This is a genomic window from Paraburkholderia sp. XV (assembly GCF_020177535.1).
In the GTDB taxonomy this organism is placed as follows: domain Bacteria; phylum Pseudomonadota; class Gammaproteobacteria; order Burkholderiales; family Burkholderiaceae; genus Paraburkholderia; species Paraburkholderia caribensis.
On record NZ_JAGUUD010000002.1, the window covers coordinates 182,322 to 203,171 of the forward strand.

The following is a 20,850-nucleotide window of genomic DNA, read 5'->3' on the forward strand; positions in this document are numbered from 1 at the left end:
GGCGTTCGTCCCGGTATCATGTCGCGACACCTTGCCTCGCGGTCTTCCGCGCGGCCTCAACGGGAAATCATGATGGACGAAACCGAAGTCCGTGAACTGCTGGATCGTGTGCTCGCGCCATGGGTACGCGCGTTGTCGCTCACGCCCGTCAAAGTCGACGATGAAAGCGCGACGCTGCGCTTGCCCTTTTCCGGCGAGCTTCGCCACAGCGGCGGCGTGATCTGCGGTCAGGTCTTCATGGCAGCCGCCGATACGGCGATGGTCGTCGCCATCTCAGCGGCGCTCGGCGGGTTCAAACCAATGACCACCGTGTCGCTGAATATCAGCTTCATGCGGGCCGTTCGCAAAGGCGACGTGGTGATCACCGCGCGCGTGCTGCGCATGGGCCGCAATCTCGTGTTCGGCGAAGTCGAACTGACCGACGACGACGGCAAGATGGCCGTTCACGCCACCACCACTTACGCGCTGCTCAACTAAGCGCGTGTTCGTCGACGGCGCGAACGGCGCCGTAGCAATCGAAGGAAGCAACGGATGTTCGATCAGGTCGTATTCGCAGGCGGCGGCAATCGCTGCTGGTGGCAAGCAGGATTCTGGGATGTAGTCCAGCCGGAACTGGCTATCAAGCCGCGCGTGATCACGGGCATTTCCGCGGGCGCGGCCACGGCCTGCATGCTGTACACGCGCGACGCCGATTGGGTGATGCGCTATTACGAGACCGCCCTGCGCAACAACACGAAGAACGCGTACTGGGGCAATCTGCTGCGCGGCGAATCGGTGTTTCCACACTACCGGATCTACCGGCAGGCGCTGCTCGATATCTACGGCGAAAAGTTTGCGCAACTGGCGAAGGCGCCGGAAATCCGCATCGGCGTGTCGCACGTGCCGCGCTGGCTGGGCGCGCGCAGCGCCGTCGCGGCCGGGCTGATTGCCTACAACATCGAAAAATACATCCGCAAGACGCTGCATCCCACGCTCGGCCAGTCCTTAGGCTTTCATCCGGAATTCGTCCGCGCGCAGGATTGCGCGAGCGTCGAAGAACTCGCCGACCTGATCCTCCAGTCATCGTGTACGCCGCCGTTCACGCCTGTCCTGCGGCGCAACGGGCATCCCGTGCTGGATGGCGGGATGGTCGACAATGTGCCCGTCGGCGCGCTCGATCCGGCGCCCGGCAATGTGCTGGTGATGGTGACGCGTATCTATCCGCGTCCGCAGATGTTCGTGGTGCCGCACGGCACGCAACAGCGGCTGTACGTGCAGCCGTCGCGCAAAGTACCGATTTCGAGCTGGGACTACACGAGCCCGTCGCAGATGCAGCACGCTTACAACCTCGGCCGTGTGGACGGCGAGCAGTTTCTACAACGCGTGCCTGAACTACTCGACGCCGCCGCGCACGACTGAAACGCGTACTTAACGGCGCTGCGGCCCGCGCAGGGCCGCGCGCGCTCACTTACCGGCGGCGTCCGCCTTGCAGCGCTTCCGGATTCGCGACGCTCGACGTATCGCCCTGATCGAACGTGAGAATGTTCTTGAACGCCGCGCTGAAATAAAGCTCGTAGCTTTCCTTCTCGACGTAGCCGATATGCGGCGAGCAGATCACGTTTTCCATGCGCAGCAGGCTGTAGCCTTGCAGGATCGGCTCGCTTTCGTAGACGTCGATCGCCACCATGCCCGGCCGGTTGTGCGACAGCGCGCCGATCAACGCGTTCTCTTCGAGCAGCTCGGCGCGGCTCGTGTTGACGAACAGCGCGGTCGGCTTCATGCGCATCAGATCGTCCTGTTTGACGATACCGCGCGTGTCGTCGTGCATGCGCAAATGCAGCGACAGCACGTCGCTCTGCTCGAACAGCGCCTCGCGGCTTTCCGCGACCTGATAGCCGTCGGCGAGCGCCGCTTCGCGGGTGTGCTCGCGGCCCCAGATCAACACGTTCATCCCGAACGCCTTGCCATAACCCGCCACCAGCCGGCCGATCTTGCCGTAGCCCCAGATGCCGAGCATCTGTCCACGCAGCACCTGGCCGAGACCGAAGTTCGGCGGCAGCGCCGAAGTCTTCAGGCCGGACTGCTGCCAGGCGCCTTGCTTAAGGTTTGCCACGTATTGCGGAATGCGGCGCTGCGCGGCCATGATTAGGGCCCACGTCAGCTCGGCGGGCGCGATCGGCGAGCCAACGCCTTCGAGCACGGCAATGCCGCGCTCGGTACAGGCGGCGATGTCGATATGGTTTCCTGCTCGGCCTGTCTGGCTGATCATGCGCAGATGCGGAAGCTTGTCGAGCAGTTGCGAGCTGATGCGGGTGCGTTCGCGAATCAGGACCAGCGCGTCGACTTCCGACAGACGGCTGGCGAGTTGGCCCAGACCGCGAACGGTGTTGTTGAAAACCTTGACCTCGTGGTCGGCGAGCATTTGGAAACAGTCGAGCTTGCGGACGGCGTCTTGATAATCGTCAAGGATGGCAATCTTCATGGCGTATATGGTTTTGCGACGCACCATGCGGGTGCGGAACGGAGAGCTTGTTCGGGTGTCCCATCATGTGACCTGGACCACATGATGCTTATTGTGAATGCCTTACCGTACAAGGAGCCGCTATGACGGAGCCACGACGGCTAGGCAAGTTCCCTCGTTTTTAACAGTTTGTTGCATGTCCACGCAAGCCGCTTTACAGACGGTTTCAACGTGCCGGCGACAGGCTGGAAGGCCCTTACGACTGCTGGATCGCGCGTCTTCGAACACTTCGCGCCGATTATCGCCTCTCGCTTGCAGCGTCGCTGGGCTAGCACCGTTTTTCTTTTTCTACCAAAACGGAGACAGCTCGATGAATCATCCCGCATTTGCAGGCCATTCGACCCTCGAAGCGCCTGCCTGGGTCAAACATCAAAAACTGATCGAGTGGGTGCAGCGTGTGGCCGCCCTGGCAAAACCGGAGCGGATCGTCTGGTGCGACGGGTCGCAGGAGGAATATGACCGTCTGAGCGCGCAGATGGTCGCGGCGGGCACCCTCAAGAAACTCAACCCGGCCAAACGGCCCAATTCCTATCTCGCGTGTTCCGATCCTTCCGACGTCGCGCGTGTCGAGGATCGCACGTTCATCTGTTCCGAGCATCGCGACGATGCAGGCCCCACCAACAACTGGATCGCGCCCGCCGAGATGCGCGCGACGCTCGACGGCCTGTTCGACGGCGCAATGCGCGGCCGCACGATGTACGTCGTGCCGTTCTCGATGGGCCCGCTCGGTTCGCCGATCGCGCATATCGGCGTCGAGTTGAGCGATAGCCCATACGTCGTCACGAACATGCGGATCATGACGCGCATGGGCCGCAAGGTGTACGACGTGCTCGGCGAGGACGGCGAATTCGTACCGTGCGTGCATTCCGTCGGCGCGCCGCTCGCGGCGGGCCAGAAAGACGTCGCGTGGCCTTGCAACGAGACGAAGTACATCGTTCATTTCCCCGAATCGCGTGAAATCTGGAGCTACGGCTCGGGCTACGGGGGCAACGCGCTGCTCGGCAAGAAGTGTTTCGCGCTGCGCATCGCGTCGACGATGGGCCGCGACGAAGGCTGGCTCGCCGAACACATGCTGGTGCTCGGCGTGACGTCGCCGGAAGGCAAGAAGCACCACGTCGCGGCGGCGTTCCCGTCGGCGTGCGGCAAGACCAATTTCGCGATGCTGATCCCGCCGCAGGGCATGGACGGCTGGAAGATCACCACGATCGGCGACGACATCGCGTGGATCAAGCCCGGCAAGGACGGCCGGCTCTACGCGATCAACCCGGAGGCGGGCTATTTCGGCGTGGCCCCCGGCACGAGCGAAAAGACCAACTTCAATGCAATGGCGACGCTGAAGGAAAACGTGATCTTCACGAACGTCGCGTTGACCGACGACGGCGACGTCTGGTGGGAAGGCATGACGGACGAGCCGCCCGCGCATCTGATCGACTGGCAGGGCAAGGACTGGACGCCCGCAATCGCGAAGGAAACGGGGCGCAAGGCCGCGCACCCGAACGCGCGCTTCACGGCGCCCGCCTCGCAATGCCCGTCGATCGACGCCGATTGGGAGAATCCGGCTGGCGTGCCGATCGACGCGTTCGTCTTCGGCGGTCGCCGCTCGACGACCGTGCCGCTCGTGACGCAAGCGCGCGACTGGGTCGAAGGCGTCTACATGGCCGCGACGATGGGCTCGGAAACGACGGCAGCCGCAGCCGGCCAGCAAGGCGTCGTGCGGCGCGATCCATTCGCGATGCTGCCGTTCTGCGGCTACAACATGAGCGACTACTTCGGCCACTGGCTCGAGACGGGCGCAAAACTGGAGCAGATGAGCGCGCGCACGCCGAAGATTTTCTGCGTCAACTGGTTCCGCAAGGGCGACGACGGCAAGTTCGTGTGGCCGGGTTTCGGTGAAAACATGCGCGTGCTGCGCTGGATGATCGGCCGGATCGAAGGCAAGGCGCAGGGCGAGGAGCATGCATTTGGCGTCTCGCCGCGCTACGAAGACATCGACTGGAGCGGGCTCGACTTCACCCGGCAGCAGTTCGAACAGGTCATTTCCGTCGATGATGCCGCGTGGCGCAAGGAACTCGCATTGCATAGCGAATTGTTCGACACGCTGAAGCACGGCTTGCCTGTGGCACTGCAAGATACGCGGAATGCGCTGGAGAAGAAGCTGGCCGCATGATGTCGTGAGCATTCACTAACCAACGACGAAGCCGCCTCCGGGCGGCTTTTTCGTCATTTCGGCCATTTTGGCGCCACCTTTCGACCCCCATTCTGCTACCGACGCGTCGCTTTCGCTGTTCGAGCTACCGGTGCGATTCCGACGCGATGCAGCAAACTGTTTCGACAATGGGAACAATAGACCTTGTGCTATTCCGTCCCTTAAGATATTGACTCAAATTTTCATAAAATTTCTGCTTTCTTAGGCAACTTCTGCAGGATTTCCCTAGTCGTAGGAAAATCCCAAATGTGCTTCCTGTTCGCGGGGGAGCGGTAATACGGCAGGAGTTGTCCATGGATCATTTGCAGTCGATGCGAGTTTTCGTCAAAGTGGCGGATCTCGGAAGTTTCGCCCGCGCGGCTAGCGCGATGGATATTTCAAACGCAGTCGCCACCCGTCACGTTGCTGATCTGGAAGGTCGCCTCGGTACCCGACTGCTGAATCGCACCACACGTAGTCTCTCGCTGACCGAATCCGGTCAGGTTTATCTGGAACGCGCCCGGCAGATTCTCGACGAACTCGAAGACGTCGAGCAAATGGTCGTCGCGCGGAATCACGAGCCTGTCGGCACGCTACGCATCGTCGCGCCAGTCGTGTTCGGTTTGCATAACCTTGCGCCCGTGCTTCAGACGTACGCTGAGCGCTATCCGAAGGTGATTCCCGATGTGACGCTGGTGGACCGGCAGGTCGATCTCGTCGAAGAAGGCTTCGATGTCGGCGTCGTGATCGCGCGGCATATGCGCAGCGCAAGTATCGTCACGCGGCGGCTCACGACGGGCTGCATGACCGTCTGCGCGACTCCGGCGTATCTGGAGAAGCACGGCACGCCGACGCGGCCTGAACAGCTTCTGGAGCATCCTTGCCTGTCGCTGCCGTCCGAATACTGGGGCGACGAGCGGGTGTTTACCGGCCCGGACGGTGAAGTGCGTGTGCGGCCGACGAACGTGATCGTCGCCAACAATACGGAAATGCTGCGTCAGTTCGCGTTGCTCGGCATGGGCATCGCCATCCTGCCGAGCTATCTGATCGGACGCGACACGACGCGCGGCAAGCTGGTGCGGCTCCTGAGCGACTACCGTCTGCCGCAGGTCGAGATCAACATCGCGTATCCGAGCCGGCGGCATTTGCCCGCAAAGGTCCGCACGTTCATCGACCACCTCGTCGAGCATTTCAACCAGACGCCGAACAGCAAGCTTGGCGAACAATGGGTGAAGGACGGCGTGGAGCGCGCGCCGTCGATGCTCGAATCGACGGCCATGTCGATGCCACCCGAGGCGTTCGACGGCGCCGAGCCGCTGTCGAGCCTGCTGGACGGCGAAATTCCTCCGGCCAAGCCGGCCACGCGCACGCTGAACCGTTCCCGCGGCATCGTTTCGCCGACGCATTGACGCGACCCGGCGGCGTTCCGGATAGACGATAAAAAAGCGCAGTCACCATTAGGTGACTGCGCTTTTTGCTATGCGCTTGCTTGCGTGCGTCTGTAGCTACGCGCGCAGGCAGCTTTACGAACCCGTCTTGCGAGCGGCGGTCTTCGCCGCCGTCGTCTTGGTGGCGGCCTTCTTTGCAGGCGCTTTCTTGGCTGCAGCCGTCTTCGCCGCGACCTTTCTGGCCGGTGCTTCGTTCGCCGCTTCGTCGTTCTCGGACTCGGGCGCCGCCTTGGCTGCGGACTTCGCAGCCGTCTTCTTCGCTGCGCCTTCCTTCGGTTCCTTCTTTTCGAACTCGAAGCCGATCTTGCCGTCGCTCTGCTTCACCAGGAATGCCTTGAAGTTGCGGCCCGTGCGCGAGGACTTGAAGTTCGTCAGCAGGTCGGTTCGGCCGTCCTCCAGCAGTTTCGCCATCTGCTCGCGCGCGATTTCCTGCTGCAGGATCACCTTGCCAGAACGGAAGTCGCAGGTCTTGGGATTCGCAACCGAGTTCTCGCAGACATAGCTCATGCCGTGCTCGAACACCTTGCCGCCGCACTTCGGACACGCGCCGACGGGCGTTTGCTCGGAGAAGTCCGGCGCCTCGCCGTCTTCGCCGCCCTGATCCTGGCCGAAGTCGAACTCGAGCTTGTAGTTCTTCGTTTCGTCGTCGAACGAGAGCTTGAGGATCGCCGAAAACGGACGGCCCATCTTGCTGCGAAAACCGGAAAGCGGACCGATTTGCTTCTTCTGCAAGAGCTCTTCGACTTCCTCGATCTCGAACTGCCGGCCGCCCGGAATCTTGGAGATCGAGAACTCGCACTTCGTGCAGGCGAAGCGCCGGTAGTTTTCCTTCACCTGGCCGCCGCAATTGGGGCAAGGCGTTTGCAGCGTCGCGTAGTCGCCGGGAATCGTATCGGAGTCGTACTCCTTCGCGCGCTTCACGATGGTCTGCGTCATGCGGGCGATTTCCTGCATGAACGCGTCGCGCGGCAGCTTGCCGCGCTCCATTTGCGACAGCTTGTATTCCCATTCGCCCGTCAGTTCCGGCGCGGTCAGTTCCTTCACGTCGAGGCCGCGCAGCAGCGTCATCAACTGGAAAGCCTTTGCGGTCGGAATCAGTTCGCGCCCTTCGCGGACCAGATACTTTTCGCCGAGCAGACCTTCGATGATGGCCGCGCGCGTAGCCGGCGTGCCGAGACCCTTTGCCGCCATGGCCTCGCGCAGTTCGTCGTCTTCGACGAGTTTGCCCGCGCCTTCCATCGCCGACAGCAGCGTTGCTTCGTTGTAGCGTGCGGGCGGTTTCGTCACGAGTTGCTGCGCGGCGATCTTGTCCGTCTTGACCTTCTCGCCCTTCTGAACGGGGACGAGATTCGCGTCCTCGCCGGCCGTCTCGCGGCCATAGATCTGCAGCCAGCCCGGCTCGACGAGCACCTTGCCTTCGGTCTTGAAATGATGGCCGACGACTTCCGTGATACGCGTGGTCACGCGGAACTCGGCAGCCGGGAAGAACACCGCGAGGAAGCGCTTGACGACGAGGTCGTACAGCTTCTGCTCGGGTTCGGAGAGCGCCTTGGGCGCTTGCAGCGTCGGGATGATAGCGAAGTGATCACTGATCTTCGAATTGTCGAAGATGCGCTTGTTCGGCTTCACCCAGCCCTTGTCGAGCACCTGCTTCGCGTAAGGAAGATAGTTGTTGCTCTCCTTGAGCATTTCCAGCGTGTGCTTGACCGTCTCCTGGTAGTCTTCCGGCAACGCGCGCGCGTCGGTACGGGGATAGGTCAGCACCTTGTGCTTTTCGTACAGCGCCTGGGCGAGCCCGAGCGTGTTCTTGGCCGAAAAGCCGAAACGTCCGTTGGCTTCGCGCTGCAGACTGGTGAGGTCGAAGAGCGCGGGCGACAGTTGCGTCGACGGCTTCGATTCTTCCGTCACGATGCCCGTCTGGCCGCGACAGGCGGCGACGATCGTTTCGGCAGCCGGCAGGCTCCAGAGGCGCGAATCGCGCTTCTCCGGATCGAACTCGTCTTTCTTGAACTTCGGGTCGAACCAGCGGCCTTCGTAGAAGCCCGCCGCACAGACGAATTCCGCCTTCACTTCCCAATAGTCGCGCGGCACGAAGCGGCGAATCTTCTCTTCGCGCTCGACGACGATCGACAGCGTCGGCGTCTGGACGCGGCCGACGGTGGTCAGGAAGAAGCCGCCGCCCTTGCTGTTGAACGCGGTCATCGCACGCGTGCCGTTGATGCCCACCAGCCAGTCCGCTTCCGAGCGGCAGCGTGCGGCATCCGCGAGCGGCTGCATGTCGTGGTCGCTGCGCAGTTGCGCGAAGCCGTCGCGGATCGCGGCGGGCGTCATCGACTGCAGCCACAGGCGCTGTACCGGCTGCTTCGCTTTTGCGTGCTGCGCGATCAGGCGAAAAATAAGCTCGCCCTCGCGCCCCGCGTCACATGCGTTGATCAGGCGATCGACGTCTTTGCGCTTGATCAGCCTGTTCAGGACTTTCAGCCGCGACTCGCTTTTCGCGATTGGATGCAGATCGAAATGCGGCGGAATAACGGGGAGATTGGCGAAACTCCATTTGCCCCGTTTGACTTCATATTCTTCCGGCGCAGCGATCTCGACGAGATGGCCGACCGCCGACGAAAGGACGAAATCGTCGCTTTCGAAGTACTCGTCATGCTTGGTAAAACCGCCCAAAGCCCGCGCGATGTCGTTCGCGACGGATGGCTTTTCGGCGATGATCAGTGCTTTGGACATGACTGAAAATAAATTGGTGGATTCGGGTTGGGACCTCGGGTTTTCCAACCCGGGTTTGGCACCCATTAACGACCGCTTTATAGCACACGCCGCCGCAACGGCAACCGGTGGGCCCAAAAAAGCGGGTGAACTTAATTGCGCCCAGATCAATTGGGCAAGCGTGTGACGGCCGCTCCTGACGGCGGTTTCGCGTCCGTCCCGTGCCGCTTTTCCCGTTTTGCGCAACGATTCCTTGCAGGCGCCGTTCCGCGCCCGTGACAAGTCTGCAAAACGGGGCCGGGACAATCCCGGCGTTTCACGGCCAGCTCAGGCTTCGAGCAGAGCGGGGCGCATTTTCGGCGCGCCCTTGACGCCGGGCAGCGCGGTCAGATCGACCAGCATCCGCTCGACAATCGACGCCTGAGGCAAGACCGTTCCGAAAAAACGGGTAGTCACGCCGTCTTCTATAAGAATTGTGGGGAAATTCTCAACGTCAAGGTCGTCGAAACGGTCGGCGTGAGTCTCGATATCGATCCATGCGAAGCAGATGTCAGGATGCCTGTCCGCAAGCGTGTCGAACGCGGTGCGGTACTCGCGACAGGTCCCGCACCATTCCGCACACAAACATGCAACGAAAAGCGTCTCGCTGTCAGTCACGAGCTCGGCGATCCGTTTCGCGTCGGTGTCCAGGTTCAGCGCGGGCATGGCGGTTTCCTTCGGTATTGCATGGGTTATTTGGCGCGAATGTAGCACGAGGCGTCACCCGTTGCGCGCCGCGCGGACGTACCGGCCGCCGGGTAGCGCACAGAGTTCTCCCGCCAGTTCGAGCCGCAGCAGCGTGCTTTGCAGCAAGGTGTCGTCCATGTCGGTGCGTTCGGCCAGGATTTCAAGCGTGGCGGGCGCGTGGCCGAGCGCATCGAGCAGGCGGCGGGCCTCCGGCGGCACCGGCGTGCCGCTTTCTGGCGGGGTGCCGTCCCCGGCCTGAGACGGCTTCGCGACTGCCCGCAGCCGGGGTGCCTGCGTGGGTGCGGGCGGCGGCGGAGTGGCAAAGCCGAGTTCTTCCAGCACATCTTCCGGCGTTTCGACGAGTTTCGCGCCCTGTTTGATCATCCGATGGCAGCCGCGCGCGAGCGGCGCATGGATGGAACCCGGAATCGCGAACACGTCGCGCCCCATCTCGTTCGCGAACCGTGCCGTAATCAGCGAGCCAGAGCGCATCGCCGCCTCGACGACCAGTACGCCGCCGACGAGCCCCGCGATCAGCCGGTTACGCTGCGGGAAATTGGCGGACCGGGCGGGTGTGCCAAGCGGCCATTCCGACACGAGCGCGCCGTGTCCGGCAATCTGGTGCGCGAGAGCGTGATGCGAGCCGGGATAGACGAGATCCGCGCCCGTGCCGATGACGGCAACCGTGCTGCCGCGCCCTTGAAGCGCGCCGCGATGCGCCGCGCCATCGACGCCGGACGCAAGCCCCGACACCACGGTCACCCCGGCGTCCGAAAAGGCGCGAGCGAAACGGGTCGCGTCTTCGATACCTTGCGGCGTCGCGCTGCGGCTGCCGACTACCGCGATGCTGCGCGCGTGCAGCAGTTCGACCCGGCCCTTTACATATAGCAGCGGCGGTGGATCGGGCATGGTCAGCAACAGGGGCGGATAGGCGGGATCGTCGAGCGTGACGAGCACATTGCCGGGCGGCTCGCGCCACGCCCGCACCGCGTCGAGCTGCGCGGGAAAGTCCGCTGGCGGCGGCGCGAGCGCGGCCCGGGCGGTGGCTTCATTGGTGACTTCGGCGAGCGCCGCGAACGTCTGGGACAGCACGGCTTCGGGTAGCCCGAAGGCGGCGAGCAAGCGGCGCAGGGCGGCCGGGTTCAGACCCGGCGCCGTCGAAAGCCGCAACCAGGCGGCGAGTTCCTGGTCAGTCAGGGGAAGCGTCTGCATGGCTGTGTCCTCGCGCACGGCAACCAGCCTTTCAGTCGCCATGCTAAAATTTTCATCATCCGAAATATTCCGAAACCACTGCTGTGCCGCGCCCGCGCGAGCCTGCGGACATGCGCTCGAACATCGAACTGGCGTTGAATCAACACGGTTCGGCCACTATCTATCCTGTGCGTGTCGCGCCTGGCGAACAACCTGGCCGAATGGCCAATCGCGCGACTTGTACAACTGCGTCGGCGCCCAATCAATTTCAGGACCATGGCTTTACTCAACATCCTCAACTACCCGGACAAGCGTCTGCACAAGATCGCGAAGCCGGTCGACAAGGTCGATGACCGTATCCGCAAGCTCGTCGCCGACATGGCCGAGACGATGTACGCCGCGCCCGGCGTAGGGCTCGCCGCGACGCAGGTGGACGTGCACGAACGCGTGATCGTGATCGACGTATCCGATGCGCACGACGAACTGCGCGCGTTCATCAACCCGGAGATCATCTGGTCGAGCGACGAGCGAGAGATTCACGAAGAGGGTTGTCTCTCGGTGCCGGGTATCTACGACAACGTCGAACGGGCCGAGAAAGTGCGCGTGCGTGCGCTGAACGAGAAGGGCGAAAGCTTCGAGCTGGATTGCGAAGGGCTGCTCGCCGTCTGCATCCAGCACGAAATGGATCACCTGATGGGCAAGGTGTTCGTCGAGTATCTGTCGCCGCTCAAGCAAACGCGCATCAAGAGCAAGATGAAAAAGCTCGCGCACGCGATGTGACGCGCTTTCCGACCGCTTCCGCCATCAGCACATGAGTCATTCGTTGCGCGTCATCTTCGCCGGCACGCCGGAATTCGCCGCCGCGGCGCTCGCCGCGATCCACGAGGCCGGTTTTCCCGTGCCGCTCGTCCTGACCCAGCCCGACCGTCCGGCAGGCCGCGGCATGAAATTGCAGGCAAGCCCGGTCAAGCGTTACGCGCAGGAGCACGGCATCGAGGTCGCGCAGCCGCCTTCGCTGCGCCGTAACGGCAATTTCCCGGCCGAAGCCACGGCCGCTATCGACCAGCTACGCGCCACGCCGCACGACGTGATGGTGGTGGCCGCCTACGGCCTGCTGCTGCCGCAGGAAGTGCTCGACATTGCGCCGCATGGGTGCATCAACATTCACGCTTCATTGCTGCCGCGCTGGCGCGGCGCGGCGCCGATTCACCGCGCAATCGAAGCGGGCGACACCGAAACGGGCATCACGCTGATGCAGATGGACGCGGGCCTCGACACGGGCGCGATGATTTCCGAGGTTCGCACGCCGATCCACGACACCGACACGACGGCTACGTTGCACGACCGCCTCGCCGAAGCGGGCGCAAAGCTGATCGTCGACGCGCTGATCGAACTGGAGCGCAGCGGCAAGCTCGCCGCGACGCCTCAGCCTGCCGACGGTGCAACCTACGCGGAGAAGATCGGCAAGCAGGAAGCGGCGCTCGACTGGCGACGCCCGGCGGCCGAACTGGCGCGCCAGGTTCGCGCGTTCGACCCGTTCCCCGGCGGCGCGGCGACGCTCGACGGCACGGTGATCAAAATCTGGTCCGCCGAGGCGATCGACGCCCCGAGCCGGGCCGAACCCGGCACGGTTGTCGGTGTATCGCCCGACGGCGTTGTCGTGGCATGCGGCGACGGCGCGTTGCGCATCACGCAACTGCAGAAACCGGGCGGCAAACGCCTGCCGGTACGCGATTTCCTGGCCGGCTCGACGCTGGCCACGGGCCAGCGGTTCGACCTCGCACAATCACAATAACGGCGTTCGCCTCGTCGCACTATCTGCCGTTCGGCCAGGGCGCGCCGCGTTCGCGCGGCGCGTTAGAATCTTCGGTGCAACTCCGCCTGAAGAGGATTTCATGTTCGGCATCACCCATTTCGAGTTTTTCGTCGTTGCTGTCTTTCTGCTCAACGTCACGCCCGGTCCCGACACGGCTTACATCGTCGGCCGAAGCGTTGCGCAGGGGCGCGGCGCGGGGCTGATGTCGGCGCTCGGCATTTCGGCCGGGTGCTGCGTGCACTCGCTCGCGTGCGCGTTCGGGCTGACCGCGCTGCTGGCTGCATCGGCCACGGCCTTCACGGTGATCAAGTTCGTCGGCGCGATTTATCTCGTGTATCTGGGCGTGCGTCTCATCCTGGTCAAGCCCGAAGCCAGCCAGGCCACGGGCTTGACCAGAATGAGGCGCGCGCCCGGCGCGCCGAAGTCGTTGCGCCAACTTTTCATGCAAGGTTTCTGGACCAATGTGTTGAATCCGAAGGTTGTGCTGTTCTTCGTGTCGTTCTTTCCACAATTCGTGAGCGCCGACAGCAACCACAAGATCCTTTCGTTTCTCACGCTCGGCGTCGTGTTCGTCGTCATGAGCATGGCGTGGAACAGCTTTGTTGCGTGGGTTGCGGGCAGCGTCACGCGCCGCTTCTCCGGCAAGCCCGGCGTCAAGAAATGGCTGGACCGCACGGTGGGCAGTGCGTTCGTCGGGCTTGGAATCAGGCTTGCCACAGCAACGCGGTGATTGAATTTTTCACGCTCGCCCCTATCTAACAGATTGCTTACAATCATTCGCCGCGAAAAGGCGGCACGGATATAGAACCGCGTGGCGGGCAAGGAGTCTTTGAAATGTTCAACTGGGTGAAAACCGCGATGCTGATGGCCGCGATCACGGCACTCTTCATCGTGATCGGCGGCATGATCGGCGGCCAGCGCGGCATGATGCTCGCGTTGCTGATCGCGCTCGGGATGAATTTCTTCTCGTACTGGTTTTCGGACAAGATGGTTCTGCGTATGTACAACGCGCAGGAAGTCGACGAAACGAGTGCGCCGCAGTTCTACCGGATGGTGCGCGAACTCTCGACGCGCGCCGGCCTGCCGATGCCGCGCGTCTACCTGATCGACGAAGACCAGCCGAATGCCTTCGCGACGGGCCGCAATCCGGAGCACGCAGCCGTCGCCGCGACGACGGGCATTCTGCGGGTGCTGTCCGAGCGTGAAATGCGCGGCGTGATGGCGCACGAACTGGCGCATGTGAAGCACCGCGACATTCTGATCTCGACCATTTCGGCCACGATGGCTGGCGCGATCTCGGCGCTCGCCAATTTCGCGATGTTCTTCGGCGGACGCGACGAGAACGGCCGCCCGTCGAATCCCATCGCGAGTATCGCCGTCGCGTTGCTTGCGCCTATCGCGGGCGCGCTGATCCAGATGGCGATTTCCCGCGCGCGTGAGTTCGAAGCGGACCGCGGCGGCGCGCAGATTTCGGGCGATCCGCAAGCACTTGCGTCGGCGTTGGACAAGATCCACCGCTATGCGAACGGCATCCCGTTTCCGACGGCCGAGGCGCACCCGGCCACAGCGCAGATGATGATCATGAATCCGTTGTCCGGCGGCGGCATCGCGAACCTGTTCTCGACGCACCCGGCCACCGAGGAGCGCATTGCGCGTCTGATGGAAATGGCGCGTACGGGACGCTTCGACTAAGCGCGCCGGCCGGTAGCGGCCGGACTTTCGCGGCAGCATCGCAAAGGGGCGAGTTCGACTCGCCCCTTTTTCCTTTCAGATTCGCATCGCACGGTCTTGTGCCACCGGGCCGCGACGCGCGTCACGCTACAATGTGGCGTTTGCGCGACACTTTCCGTGCGCGCCCGTTTTCCGCTTCTTCATGACCCGAAAGCCTTTCAAGTCTGCAGCGCCACAGCGTTCGCGCGACTCCCGTCCGCCGGCGCTGCATCTCGCGCCCGAATCCCTCGGCTTCGCGCTCGACTGCGCGGCGCAAGCCGTGGGCGCGGTTCGCCAGGGCGCGGCCTTGCCGGCCGCGTTGCAGGCGATCTTCGTGTCGTTGCCAGAGAGCGTCGCGACGGCATCGCGTGGGGCCGTGCAGGACATCGCGTACCGGACGATGCGCCGGCTCGGCACGGCCGAGTGGCTGGTCGCGAAACTCGTGCGCAAGGCACCGCCCCCGCATATCGCGCATGTGCTCGCGTGCGCGCTCGCATTGCTGGCCGATGAAGAGAGCAACGCAGCCTATGCGCCGTTCACGGTCGTCGATCAGGCCGTGGACGCGATTGGCGCGCGGCGCGAGGTCGCGTTTGCGAAGGGTCTGGTCAACGCCGTGCTGCGCAACTTCTTGCGCGAGCGCGAAGCATTGCTAGCCGATGCGCAAAACGATCCCGTCGCTCGCTGGAATTACCCTGTCTGGTGGATCGACGCCGTACGCACCGCATGGCCCGATACATGGCAGGAGATGCTCGCCGCGGGCAACAGCCAGGGTCCGCTGACGCTGCGTGTGAACGCGCGCCAGTCCACGGTCGAAGCCTACCTGCAAACGTTGCGCGAGCATCAGATTGCCGCGACGCAGGCGGGCGACCATGCCGTGCGTCTCGACACGCCAATGCCCGTCGACCGCATTCCCGGTTTCAGCGAAGGCGTCGTCTCGGTGCAGGACGCAGGCGCGCAACTCGCCGCGCAGTGGCTCGGCGTGCGCGACGGCATGCGCGTGCTGGATGCCTGCGCGGCGCCCGGCGGCAAGACGGGACATCTGCTCGAACTCGCCGACCTCGATCTGATCGCGCTCGAAAGCGATGCGACGCGCGCGCGACGCATCGGCGAAAACCTGCAGCGTTTGGGTCTGCACGCGCATGTGCGGGTCGGCGATGCAGGCAATCCTGCGCAATGGCACGACCCCGCCGATCGGCCCTTCGATCGCATTCTCGCCGACGTGCCCTGCTCGGCTTCGGGCATCGTGCGCCGGCATCCGGATATTCGCTGGCTGCGCCGCGCGTCGGACATTCCCGCGCTCGTCGAAGAACAGCGCCGCATTCTCGAAGCGCTGTGGCCGCTCGTCAAAACGGGTGGCGAGTTGCTGTACGTTACCTGCTCGATCTTTCCCGAAGAAGGCGAGTTGCAGGCTCAGTGGTTTGGAAACCGGCACGTGGATGCGGTACGATTGGACGCGCCGGGGCAACTGCTCCCTGCAGTCGCCCGCGCGCCCGCCGACGTATCGGCTGGTTCCCGCGCCGGACAAAGCACTGGTTCGAGCTTAGACCACGACGGATTCTTCTACGCGCGCTTTCAGAAACGGTGATCATCAAACGCTTTCTTCCGCTACGGCTCGTGGCCGCGCTCTGGATTGCGCTGGCCCTTTGCCTGACGGCAGCCGGGCCGGCGCGAGCCGAAACGATCGCCGTGCAGCGCGCGTCCCTGCAATCCGACGGCAGCGGCTGGAGCCTCGATGCGCGTTTCGAGTTCGAGCTGAACAGCAATCTCGAAGACGCCGTCAACAAAGGCATACCGGTTTACTTCACGACGGACTTCGAACTGAGCCGGCCCCGCTGGTACTGGTTCGACGAACAGCCGGTGAGCGTTTCGCAAAGCATCCGGCTTTCTTTCCAGCCGCTTACGCGCGAGTACCGCGTGTCGACGGGCGGTTTGCAGCTCGGCTTCGCTTCGCTGAACGAGGCGCTGGCCGTCATCAAGCATGTCACGTCGTGGCATGTGATCGATCGCAATCAGGTCCATGCGGGAGAAACGTACACTGCATCGGTGCGCATGCAGCTCGATATCGCATTGATGCCCAAGCCGTTCCAGATCGACGCGGTCAACAACCGCGACTGGAATCTTGCTTCCGACTGGAAGCGCTTTACCTTCACGGTGACCGAACGTGCTAAATAAAGTGCGCCGCGCCACCAGTGTCGGCAGCCTCGTCCTGCGGCTGCTGGTATCGACGGTGGCTGTCACGGCTGTCCTGCTGCTCGTGCTGCTCGCAGCGGCGAGCGCGAATACCGAGTTCTTCGATCGCTACTACGGCTGGCTCTATGCGGCCAACGTCGCCGTCGCGCTGATCTTCATGTTGATCGTCGCCGTGCTCGTCGTCATCATCGTCACGCGATTACGCAAGGGCAAGTTCGGCACGAGACTGCTGGCGAAGCTCGCGTTCTTCTTCGCGCTCGTCGGCGTGGTGCCGGGCGGCATCATCTACATCGTGTCGTATCAGTTCGTGTCGCGCAGTATCGAGTCGTGGTTCGACGTGAATGTCGAAACGGCGTTGACCTCCGGGCTGAATCTCGGGCGCGGCATGCTCGACGCGTCGCTGTCCGATCTGCAAACCAAAGGCCGCCTGATGGCCGAGCAGCTCGCGAGCGCGGACTCCGCCGGCACGACGCTCACGCTGCTGCGTTTGCGCGATCAGTTCGGCGTGCAGGATGCGACGATCGTCGAGCCGTCGCGCAGTATGTCGGGCCCGACGCCGGAAATGCATGTGGTCGCGCAGGCGACCGGCAATTACGCGTCGCTGGTGCCCAGCGATCTGCCCACACCGATCATGATCGAGCAGGCTCGTGGCCGCGGCTTTGCATCGATCGAAGGCGAAGTGGATGGCGATCCGAAAGCACGCGGCGCCAAGGGCGCCTTGCGTCTGCGCATCGTGCAGCGCATCCCGGACGCCAACGCCACCCAGTTGCAGCCAACCGAGCGCTTCCTGCAACTTACGCAACCCGTGTCGCAATCATTGGCGCGCAACGCGGATGCCGTGCAGCGCGCGTATCGCGAGTATCAGGAGAAAGCGCTCGGGCGCACGGGCTTGCGCAAGATGTACATCGGCACGCTCACGCTCGCGCTGTTTCTCGCGACCTTCATCGCGATGATGCTTGCGCTCGCGCTCGGCAATCAGCTCGCGCGGCCATTGTTCCTGCTCGCGCAAGGCACGAAGGAAGTGACGGAAGGCGACTACACGCCGAAGCGCGAAATCAAGTCGCGCGACGAACTCGGCTTCCTCACGCAGTCGTTCAACGCGATGACGCGGCAGTTGTCGGAGGCGCGCGCGGCCGTCGAGGCGAACCGCGTTGCGCTCGAACATTCGAAGGCGTACCTCGAAAGCATTCTTGCGAATCTGACAGCGGGGGTGTTCGTGTTCGACCGCCAGTTCCGCTTGACGACGGCCAATCGCGGCGCGGAGCGTATCTTCCGTCAGCCGTTCGCGTCGCTGTTCGGTTCGTCGCTGGATCGCATCAGCGTGCTGAGCGAATTCGGCGCGATGGTGCGCAAGGCGTTCGCGGATCTCGAAGCGGCTGGCGGCGGCGCTCAGGGTGACACAGGGCACTGGCAGCAGCAGATGGCGCTGCAGATTCCGGGCGAAACCGATCCGCTGACGCTGCTGGTGCGCGGCGCGCGGCTCGTGTCGGCGGCGGGCAACGAGAGCGACGATGAAGAGACGTCCGGGTACGTCGTCGTGTTCGACGATATTTCCGACGTGATCTCCGCGCAACGTTCGATCGCATGGGGCGAAGTCGCGCGGCGTCTTGCGCACGAGATCAAGAATCCGCTGACGCCGATCCAACTTTCGGCAGAACGCTTGCAGATGAAGCTTACTGACAAGCTCTCGCCATCGGATGCAGACGTATTGAAACGCGGTGCCACTACAATCGTGAATCAGGTCGCCGCGATGAAGCAGATGGTCGACGATTTCCGCGACTATGCGCGCACGCCGCCTGCCGTGCTTTCGAATCTGCAACTGAACGAACTGGTCAGCGAAGTGCTGACGTTGTACGGAATCGAAGAAGGCAAGAGCCCGATTGTCGTCGAATTGGCGGACTTGCCCGTTATACGCGGTGACGCGACGCAATTGCGTCAGGTGATCCATAACCTGCTGCAGAACGCGCAGGACGCTGTCGCCGATATCGGGCAACCGCGTGTGTTGCTCGAGACGAGGACAGTAGAATATGGCGATCCCGACGCAGAGGGCAAAGTGAGCGTCGCGGTGCGATTGACCGTGTCGGACAACGGTCCGGGCTTCCCCGCGCGCATCCTCACGCGTGCGTTCGAACCTTACGTGACGACCAAGGCCAAAGGAACAGGTCTTGGACTTGCCATGGTCAAGAAGATCGTCGATGAACACGGCGCACGAATCGACATTCGCAATCGCCTGAAAGCGGGCGATGTGATCGAAGGCGCGCAAATTTCGATCCTCTTCCTACAACTCGCAGACAACAAGGCTGCGGCGCCCGGAAGCGGGCCGCAGGCGGTGCACGGCAGTGGCGGTGCATCGCAGGGAAAGACAAAAGCAACAGTGCAGACAAGGGCAGCTTAAATGGCAACCATCCTGGTGGTAGATGATGAAATGGGCATCCGGGAATTGCTCTCGGAGATCCTGAGCGACGAAGGGCATGTCGTGGAGGTCGCGGAGAACGCGCAGGAGGCGCGCGACTACCGGCAACGCCTGGCACCCGATCTGGTGCTGCTCGACATCTGGATGCCCGATACCGATGGCGTGACGTTGCTCAAGGAGTGGGCCGCGCAAGCGCTACTCACGATGCCCGTCATCATGATGTCGGGTCACGCGACCATCGATACGGCGGTCGAAGCAACCAAGATCGGCGCGCTCAACTTTCTTGAAAAGCCGATCGCGCTGCAGAAGCTGCTGAAGGCCGTCGAGCAGGGACTCGCGCGCGGCAGCGCGGCGCCTGCGGCGGGCGGCATGGCAGCGAAGCCGGCGATGGCGACGAATGCGTCGGCGGTGGCATCGGCGGCTGCGCTGCCCATCATGTCGGCGGACAGCCTGAGCGGCGGCGTGCTGTCCGCGCAGACGGCATCGATTTCATTCGACATTCCGCTGCGCGATGCCCGCGATGCATTCGAGCGCGCGTACTTCGAGTATCACCTCGCGCGCGAGAACGGCAGCATGACGCGCGTCGCCGAAAAGACGGGGCTGGAGCGGACGCATTTGTATCGCAAGCTCAAGCAGCTCGGCGTCGATCTCGGCAAGAACAAGGGCGAATAAGCGCGCTTCAAGTTTTTTTCGGGAGGGGCTTGAGAAAGGCAAAAGTGCTTGCTATACTCTCGCTTCTTCGTTGGCCCGGTAGCTCAGTTGGTAGAGCAGCGGATTGAAAATCCGCGTGTCGGTGGTTCGATTCCGCCCCAGGCCACCAGGATTCAGCCCCAGGAAATCGCAAGATTCCTGGGGCTTTTCCTATTTGCGGGCGAGATGTCGTTCGCGGCGTGGGATGAGCGGCGCAGCGGCCGCGAGCAGGCCTCGGCTGCGCATGATAAAATCCCGCTGTATCAAGGACTTGCCGCATGTTCTTCGCAAGTCCTTTTTCGTTTCAGGTCCAAGGCATCGTGTAGCGTGAAACGCTCTGGCGGACGATCAACGGTATAAGCCATGGCAGATTGGCGCGCGAAAGCCGCCGCCTATACTGCTTGAGCCAACGTCCGCGCCGGCCAGCGCCGAAGGGTCTCGAACAGGTCGCGAGGCCGGCCGCAAGTCGCCGCGCGCGGCCGCTGGCGCACGCAATCAACCTACACGGAGTTTCACGGTGACCCGCAAAGACGCCAAGAGTAGCGCGCTCGTGCTGTTTTCCGGTGGCCAGGATTCGGCCACGTGTCTCGCCTGGGCGCTGGATCGATATGAAACGGTCGAAACCCTGGGTTTCGACTATGGCCAGCGGCATCGCGTCGAACTCGAATGCCGCGAAGGATTTCGCAGCGCCGTGGCGCGCACGTTCCCCGAGTGGGGCGGGCGGCTCGGCGACGATCACATGATCGATCTGTCAGTGCTCGGCTCGATCAGCGATACCGCGATGACGCGCGAGATCGAGATCCACGCAGCATCGAACGGTCTGCCGAATACATTCGTGCCCGGCCGCAATCTGATGTTCATGACGATCGCGGCGGCCATTGCGTATCGGCGCGGACTGCGTGTGCTGGTCGGCGGCATGTGCGAGACGGATTTTTCCGGCTACCCGGATTGCCGCGACGACACGATGAAAGCGCTGCAAGTCGCGCTGAACCTCGGCATGGACAGCCGCTTCGTGCTGGAGACGCCGCTGATGTGGATCGACAAGGCCGACACGTGGCGCCTTGCGCATGAGCTGGGCGGCGACGAACTGGTCGAGCTGATTCGCGTCGAGACGCACACGTGTTATCTCGGCGAGCGGGCGGAACTGCATGCATGGGGCTTCGGTTGTGGCGAGTGCCCTGCGTGCCGTTTGCGCAAGCGCGGTTACGAGGCGTATCTGAACGGCGAACAGGTCACGGAACCCGCTTGAACGGCACAGGCAAGCAACAG

The 20,850-nt window shown here is 63.1% G+C and carries 17 protein-coding genes and 1 tRNA gene; 14 read left to right on the forward strand and 4 right to left on the reverse strand.

Going from position 1 to position 20,850, the window contains the following annotated elements; translation table 11 throughout:
- Positions 1–72: 72 nt before the first annotated feature.
- On the forward strand, positions 73–477 hold the full coding sequence (locus tag KFO72_RS02060) for a PaaI family thioesterase (RefSeq protein ID WP_035987232.1): 405 nt from the start codon (positions 73–75) through the stop codon (positions 475–477).
- A 54-nt stretch (positions 478–531) separates the two neighbouring features.
- Positions 532–1,398 (forward strand): patatin-like phospholipase family protein, encoded by an 867-nt coding sequence (locus tag KFO72_RS02065; RefSeq protein ID WP_225031275.1) that lies wholly within the window; start codon positions 532–534, stop codon positions 1,396–1,398.
- Between the two features lie 49 nt (positions 1,399–1,447).
- Here KFO72_RS02065 and KFO72_RS02070 read toward each other — a convergent pair whose 3' ends face one another.
- On the reverse strand, positions 1,448–2,461 hold the full coding sequence (locus tag KFO72_RS02070; RefSeq protein ID WP_225031276.1) for a D-2-hydroxyacid dehydrogenase family protein: 1,014 nt from the start codon (positions 2,459–2,461) through the stop codon (positions 1,448–1,450).
- Between the two features lie 349 nt (positions 2,462–2,810).
- On the opposite strand from KFO72_RS02070, the gene KFO72_RS02075 reads away from it, so the two are divergent.
- A complete protein-coding gene (locus KFO72_RS02075) occupies positions 2,811–4,667 on the forward strand; it encodes a phosphoenolpyruvate carboxykinase (GTP) (protein ID WP_225031277.1) in 1,857 nt (618 codons plus the stop codon).
- Between the two features lie 332 nt (positions 4,668–4,999).
- On the forward strand, positions 5,000–6,094 hold the full coding sequence (locus tag KFO72_RS02080; protein WP_054929392.1) for a LysR family transcriptional regulator: 1,095 nt from the start codon (positions 5,000–5,002) through the stop codon (positions 6,092–6,094).
- A gap of 114 nt (positions 6,095–6,208) precedes the next feature.
- Here the strand turns inward: KFO72_RS02080 and KFO72_RS02085 are convergent, their stop codons facing one another.
- From KFO72_RS02085 to dprA, 3 genes are all read right to left on the reverse strand, one after another.
- Positions 6,209–8,866 carry a DNA topoisomerase III gene (locus KFO72_RS02085; RefSeq protein ID WP_225031278.1) on the reverse strand — a complete coding sequence of 886 codons (2,658 nt, stop codon included), beginning with the start codon at positions 8,864–8,866 and terminating at the stop codon, positions 6,209–6,211.
- Between the two features lie 306 nt (positions 8,867–9,172).
- The gene (locus tag KFO72_RS02090) at positions 9,173–9,550 is read right to left on the reverse strand and encodes a thioredoxin family protein (protein WP_054929394.1); all 378 of its coding nucleotides are present in this window, start codon (positions 9,548–9,550) and stop codon (positions 9,173–9,175) included.
- Positions 9,551–9,604: 54 nt separating this feature from the next.
- The gene (gene dprA, locus KFO72_RS02095; protein ID WP_224101680.1) at positions 9,605–10,783 is read right to left on the reverse strand and encodes a DNA-processing protein DprA; all 1,179 of its coding nucleotides are present in this window, start codon (positions 10,781–10,783) and stop codon (positions 9,605–9,607) included.
- A 255-nt stretch (positions 10,784–11,038) separates the two neighbouring features.
- On the opposite strand from dprA, the gene def reads away from it, so the two are divergent.
- The 10 genes from def to queC all read left to right on the forward strand — a co-directional run bounded on the left by def (position 11,039) and on the right by queC (position 20,830).
- The gene (gene def / locus KFO72_RS02100) at positions 11,039–11,542 is read left to right on the forward strand and encodes a peptide deformylase (protein WP_054929395.1); all 504 of its coding nucleotides are present in this window, start codon (positions 11,039–11,041) and stop codon (positions 11,540–11,542) included.
- Positions 11,543–11,573: 31 nt separating this feature from the next.
- On the forward strand, positions 11,574–12,557 hold the full coding sequence (gene fmt, locus KFO72_RS02105; RefSeq protein WP_225031279.1) for a methionyl-tRNA formyltransferase: 984 nt from the start codon (positions 11,574–11,576) through the stop codon (positions 12,555–12,557).
- A 100-nt stretch (positions 12,558–12,657) separates the two neighbouring features.
- Entirely contained in the window at positions 12,658–13,308 is a 651-nt protein-coding gene (locus KFO72_RS02110) for a LysE family translocator (RefSeq protein ID WP_225031280.1), read from the forward strand.
- Between the two features lie 104 nt (positions 13,309–13,412).
- A complete protein-coding gene (gene htpX, locus KFO72_RS02115; protein ID WP_060599452.1) occupies positions 13,413–14,270 on the forward strand; it encodes a zinc metalloprotease HtpX in 858 nt (285 codons plus the stop codon).
- A gap of 181 nt (positions 14,271–14,451) precedes the next feature.
- Positions 14,452–15,873, forward strand: a complete 1,422-nt coding sequence (gene rsmB / locus KFO72_RS02120) for a 16S rRNA (cytosine(967)-C(5))-methyltransferase RsmB (RefSeq protein WP_225031281.1) — start codon at positions 14,452–14,454, stop codon at positions 15,871–15,873.
- Entirely contained in the window at positions 15,870–16,460 is a 591-nt protein-coding gene (locus KFO72_RS02125) for a DUF4390 domain-containing protein (protein WP_054929436.1), read from the forward strand. Before rsmB ends, KFO72_RS02125 begins: the two co-directional genes overlap by 4 nt.
- Complete coding sequence (locus KFO72_RS02130) at positions 16,450–18,873, forward strand: sensor histidine kinase (RefSeq protein ID WP_224101685.1); 2,424 nt, start codon at positions 16,450–16,452, stop codon at positions 18,871–18,873. The genes KFO72_RS02125 and KFO72_RS02130 overlap by 11 nt, the downstream gene beginning before the upstream one ends.
- The gene (gene esaR / locus KFO72_RS02135) at positions 18,874–19,563 is read left to right on the forward strand and encodes a response regulator transcription factor EsaR (protein ID WP_054929400.1); all 690 of its coding nucleotides are present in this window, start codon (positions 18,874–18,876) and stop codon (positions 19,561–19,563) included.
- 72 nt (positions 19,564–19,635) lie between these two features.
- Positions 19,636–19,711 (forward strand) — tRNA-Phe (locus KFO72_RS02140).
- Between the two features lie 387 nt (positions 19,712–20,098).
- On the forward strand, positions 20,099–20,830 hold the full coding sequence (queC, locus tag KFO72_RS02145; protein WP_225031282.1) for a 7-cyano-7-deazaguanine synthase QueC: 732 nt from the start codon (positions 20,099–20,101) through the stop codon (positions 20,828–20,830).
- Positions 20,831–20,850: the final 20 nt, after the last annotated feature.

Coding starts and splice junctions, on each gene's coding strand:
- KFO72_RS02060 (WP_035987232.1), top strand. CDS start 73: ATGGACGAAACCGAAGTCCGTGAACTGCTGGATCGTGTGCTCGCGCCA.
- fmt (WP_225031279.1), top strand. CDS start 11,574: ATGAGTCATTCGTTGCGCGTCATCTTCGCCGGCACGCCGGAATTCGCC.
- def (WP_054929395.1), top strand. CDS start 11,039: ATGGCTTTACTCAACATCCTCAACTACCCGGACAAGCGTCTGCACAAG.
- KFO72_RS02070 (WP_225031276.1), bottom strand. CDS start 2,461: ATGAAGATTGCCATCCTTGACGATTATCAAGACGCCGTCCGCAAGCTC.
- KFO72_RS02110 (WP_225031280.1), top strand. CDS start 12,658: ATGTTCGGCATCACCCATTTCGAGTTTTTCGTCGTTGCTGTCTTTCTG.
- KFO72_RS02085 (WP_225031278.1), bottom strand. CDS start 8,866: ATGTCCAAAGCACTGATCATCGCCGAAAAGCCATCCGTCGCGAACGAC.
- htpX (WP_060599452.1), top strand. CDS start 13,413: ATGTTCAACTGGGTGAAAACCGCGATGCTGATGGCCGCGATCACGGCA.
- KFO72_RS02065 (WP_225031275.1), top strand. CDS start 532: ATGTTCGATCAGGTCGTATTCGCAGGCGGCGGCAATCGCTGCTGGTGG.
- KFO72_RS02080 (WP_054929392.1), top strand. CDS start 5,000: ATGGATCATTTGCAGTCGATGCGAGTTTTCGTCAAAGTGGCGGATCTC.
- KFO72_RS02075 (WP_225031277.1), top strand. CDS start 2,811: ATGAATCATCCCGCATTTGCAGGCCATTCGACCCTCGAAGCGCCTGCC.
- dprA (WP_224101680.1), bottom strand. CDS start 10,783: ATGCAGACGCTTCCCCTGACTGACCAGGAACTCGCCGCCTGGTTGCGG.
- rsmB (WP_225031281.1), top strand. CDS start 14,452: ATGACCCGAAAGCCTTTCAAGTCTGCAGCGCCACAGCGTTCGCGCGAC.
- KFO72_RS02090 (WP_054929394.1), bottom strand. CDS start 9,550: ATGCCCGCGCTGAACCTGGACACCGACGCGAAACGGATCGCCGAGCTC.
- esaR (WP_054929400.1), top strand. CDS start 18,874: ATGGCAACCATCCTGGTGGTAGATGATGAAATGGGCATCCGGGAATTG.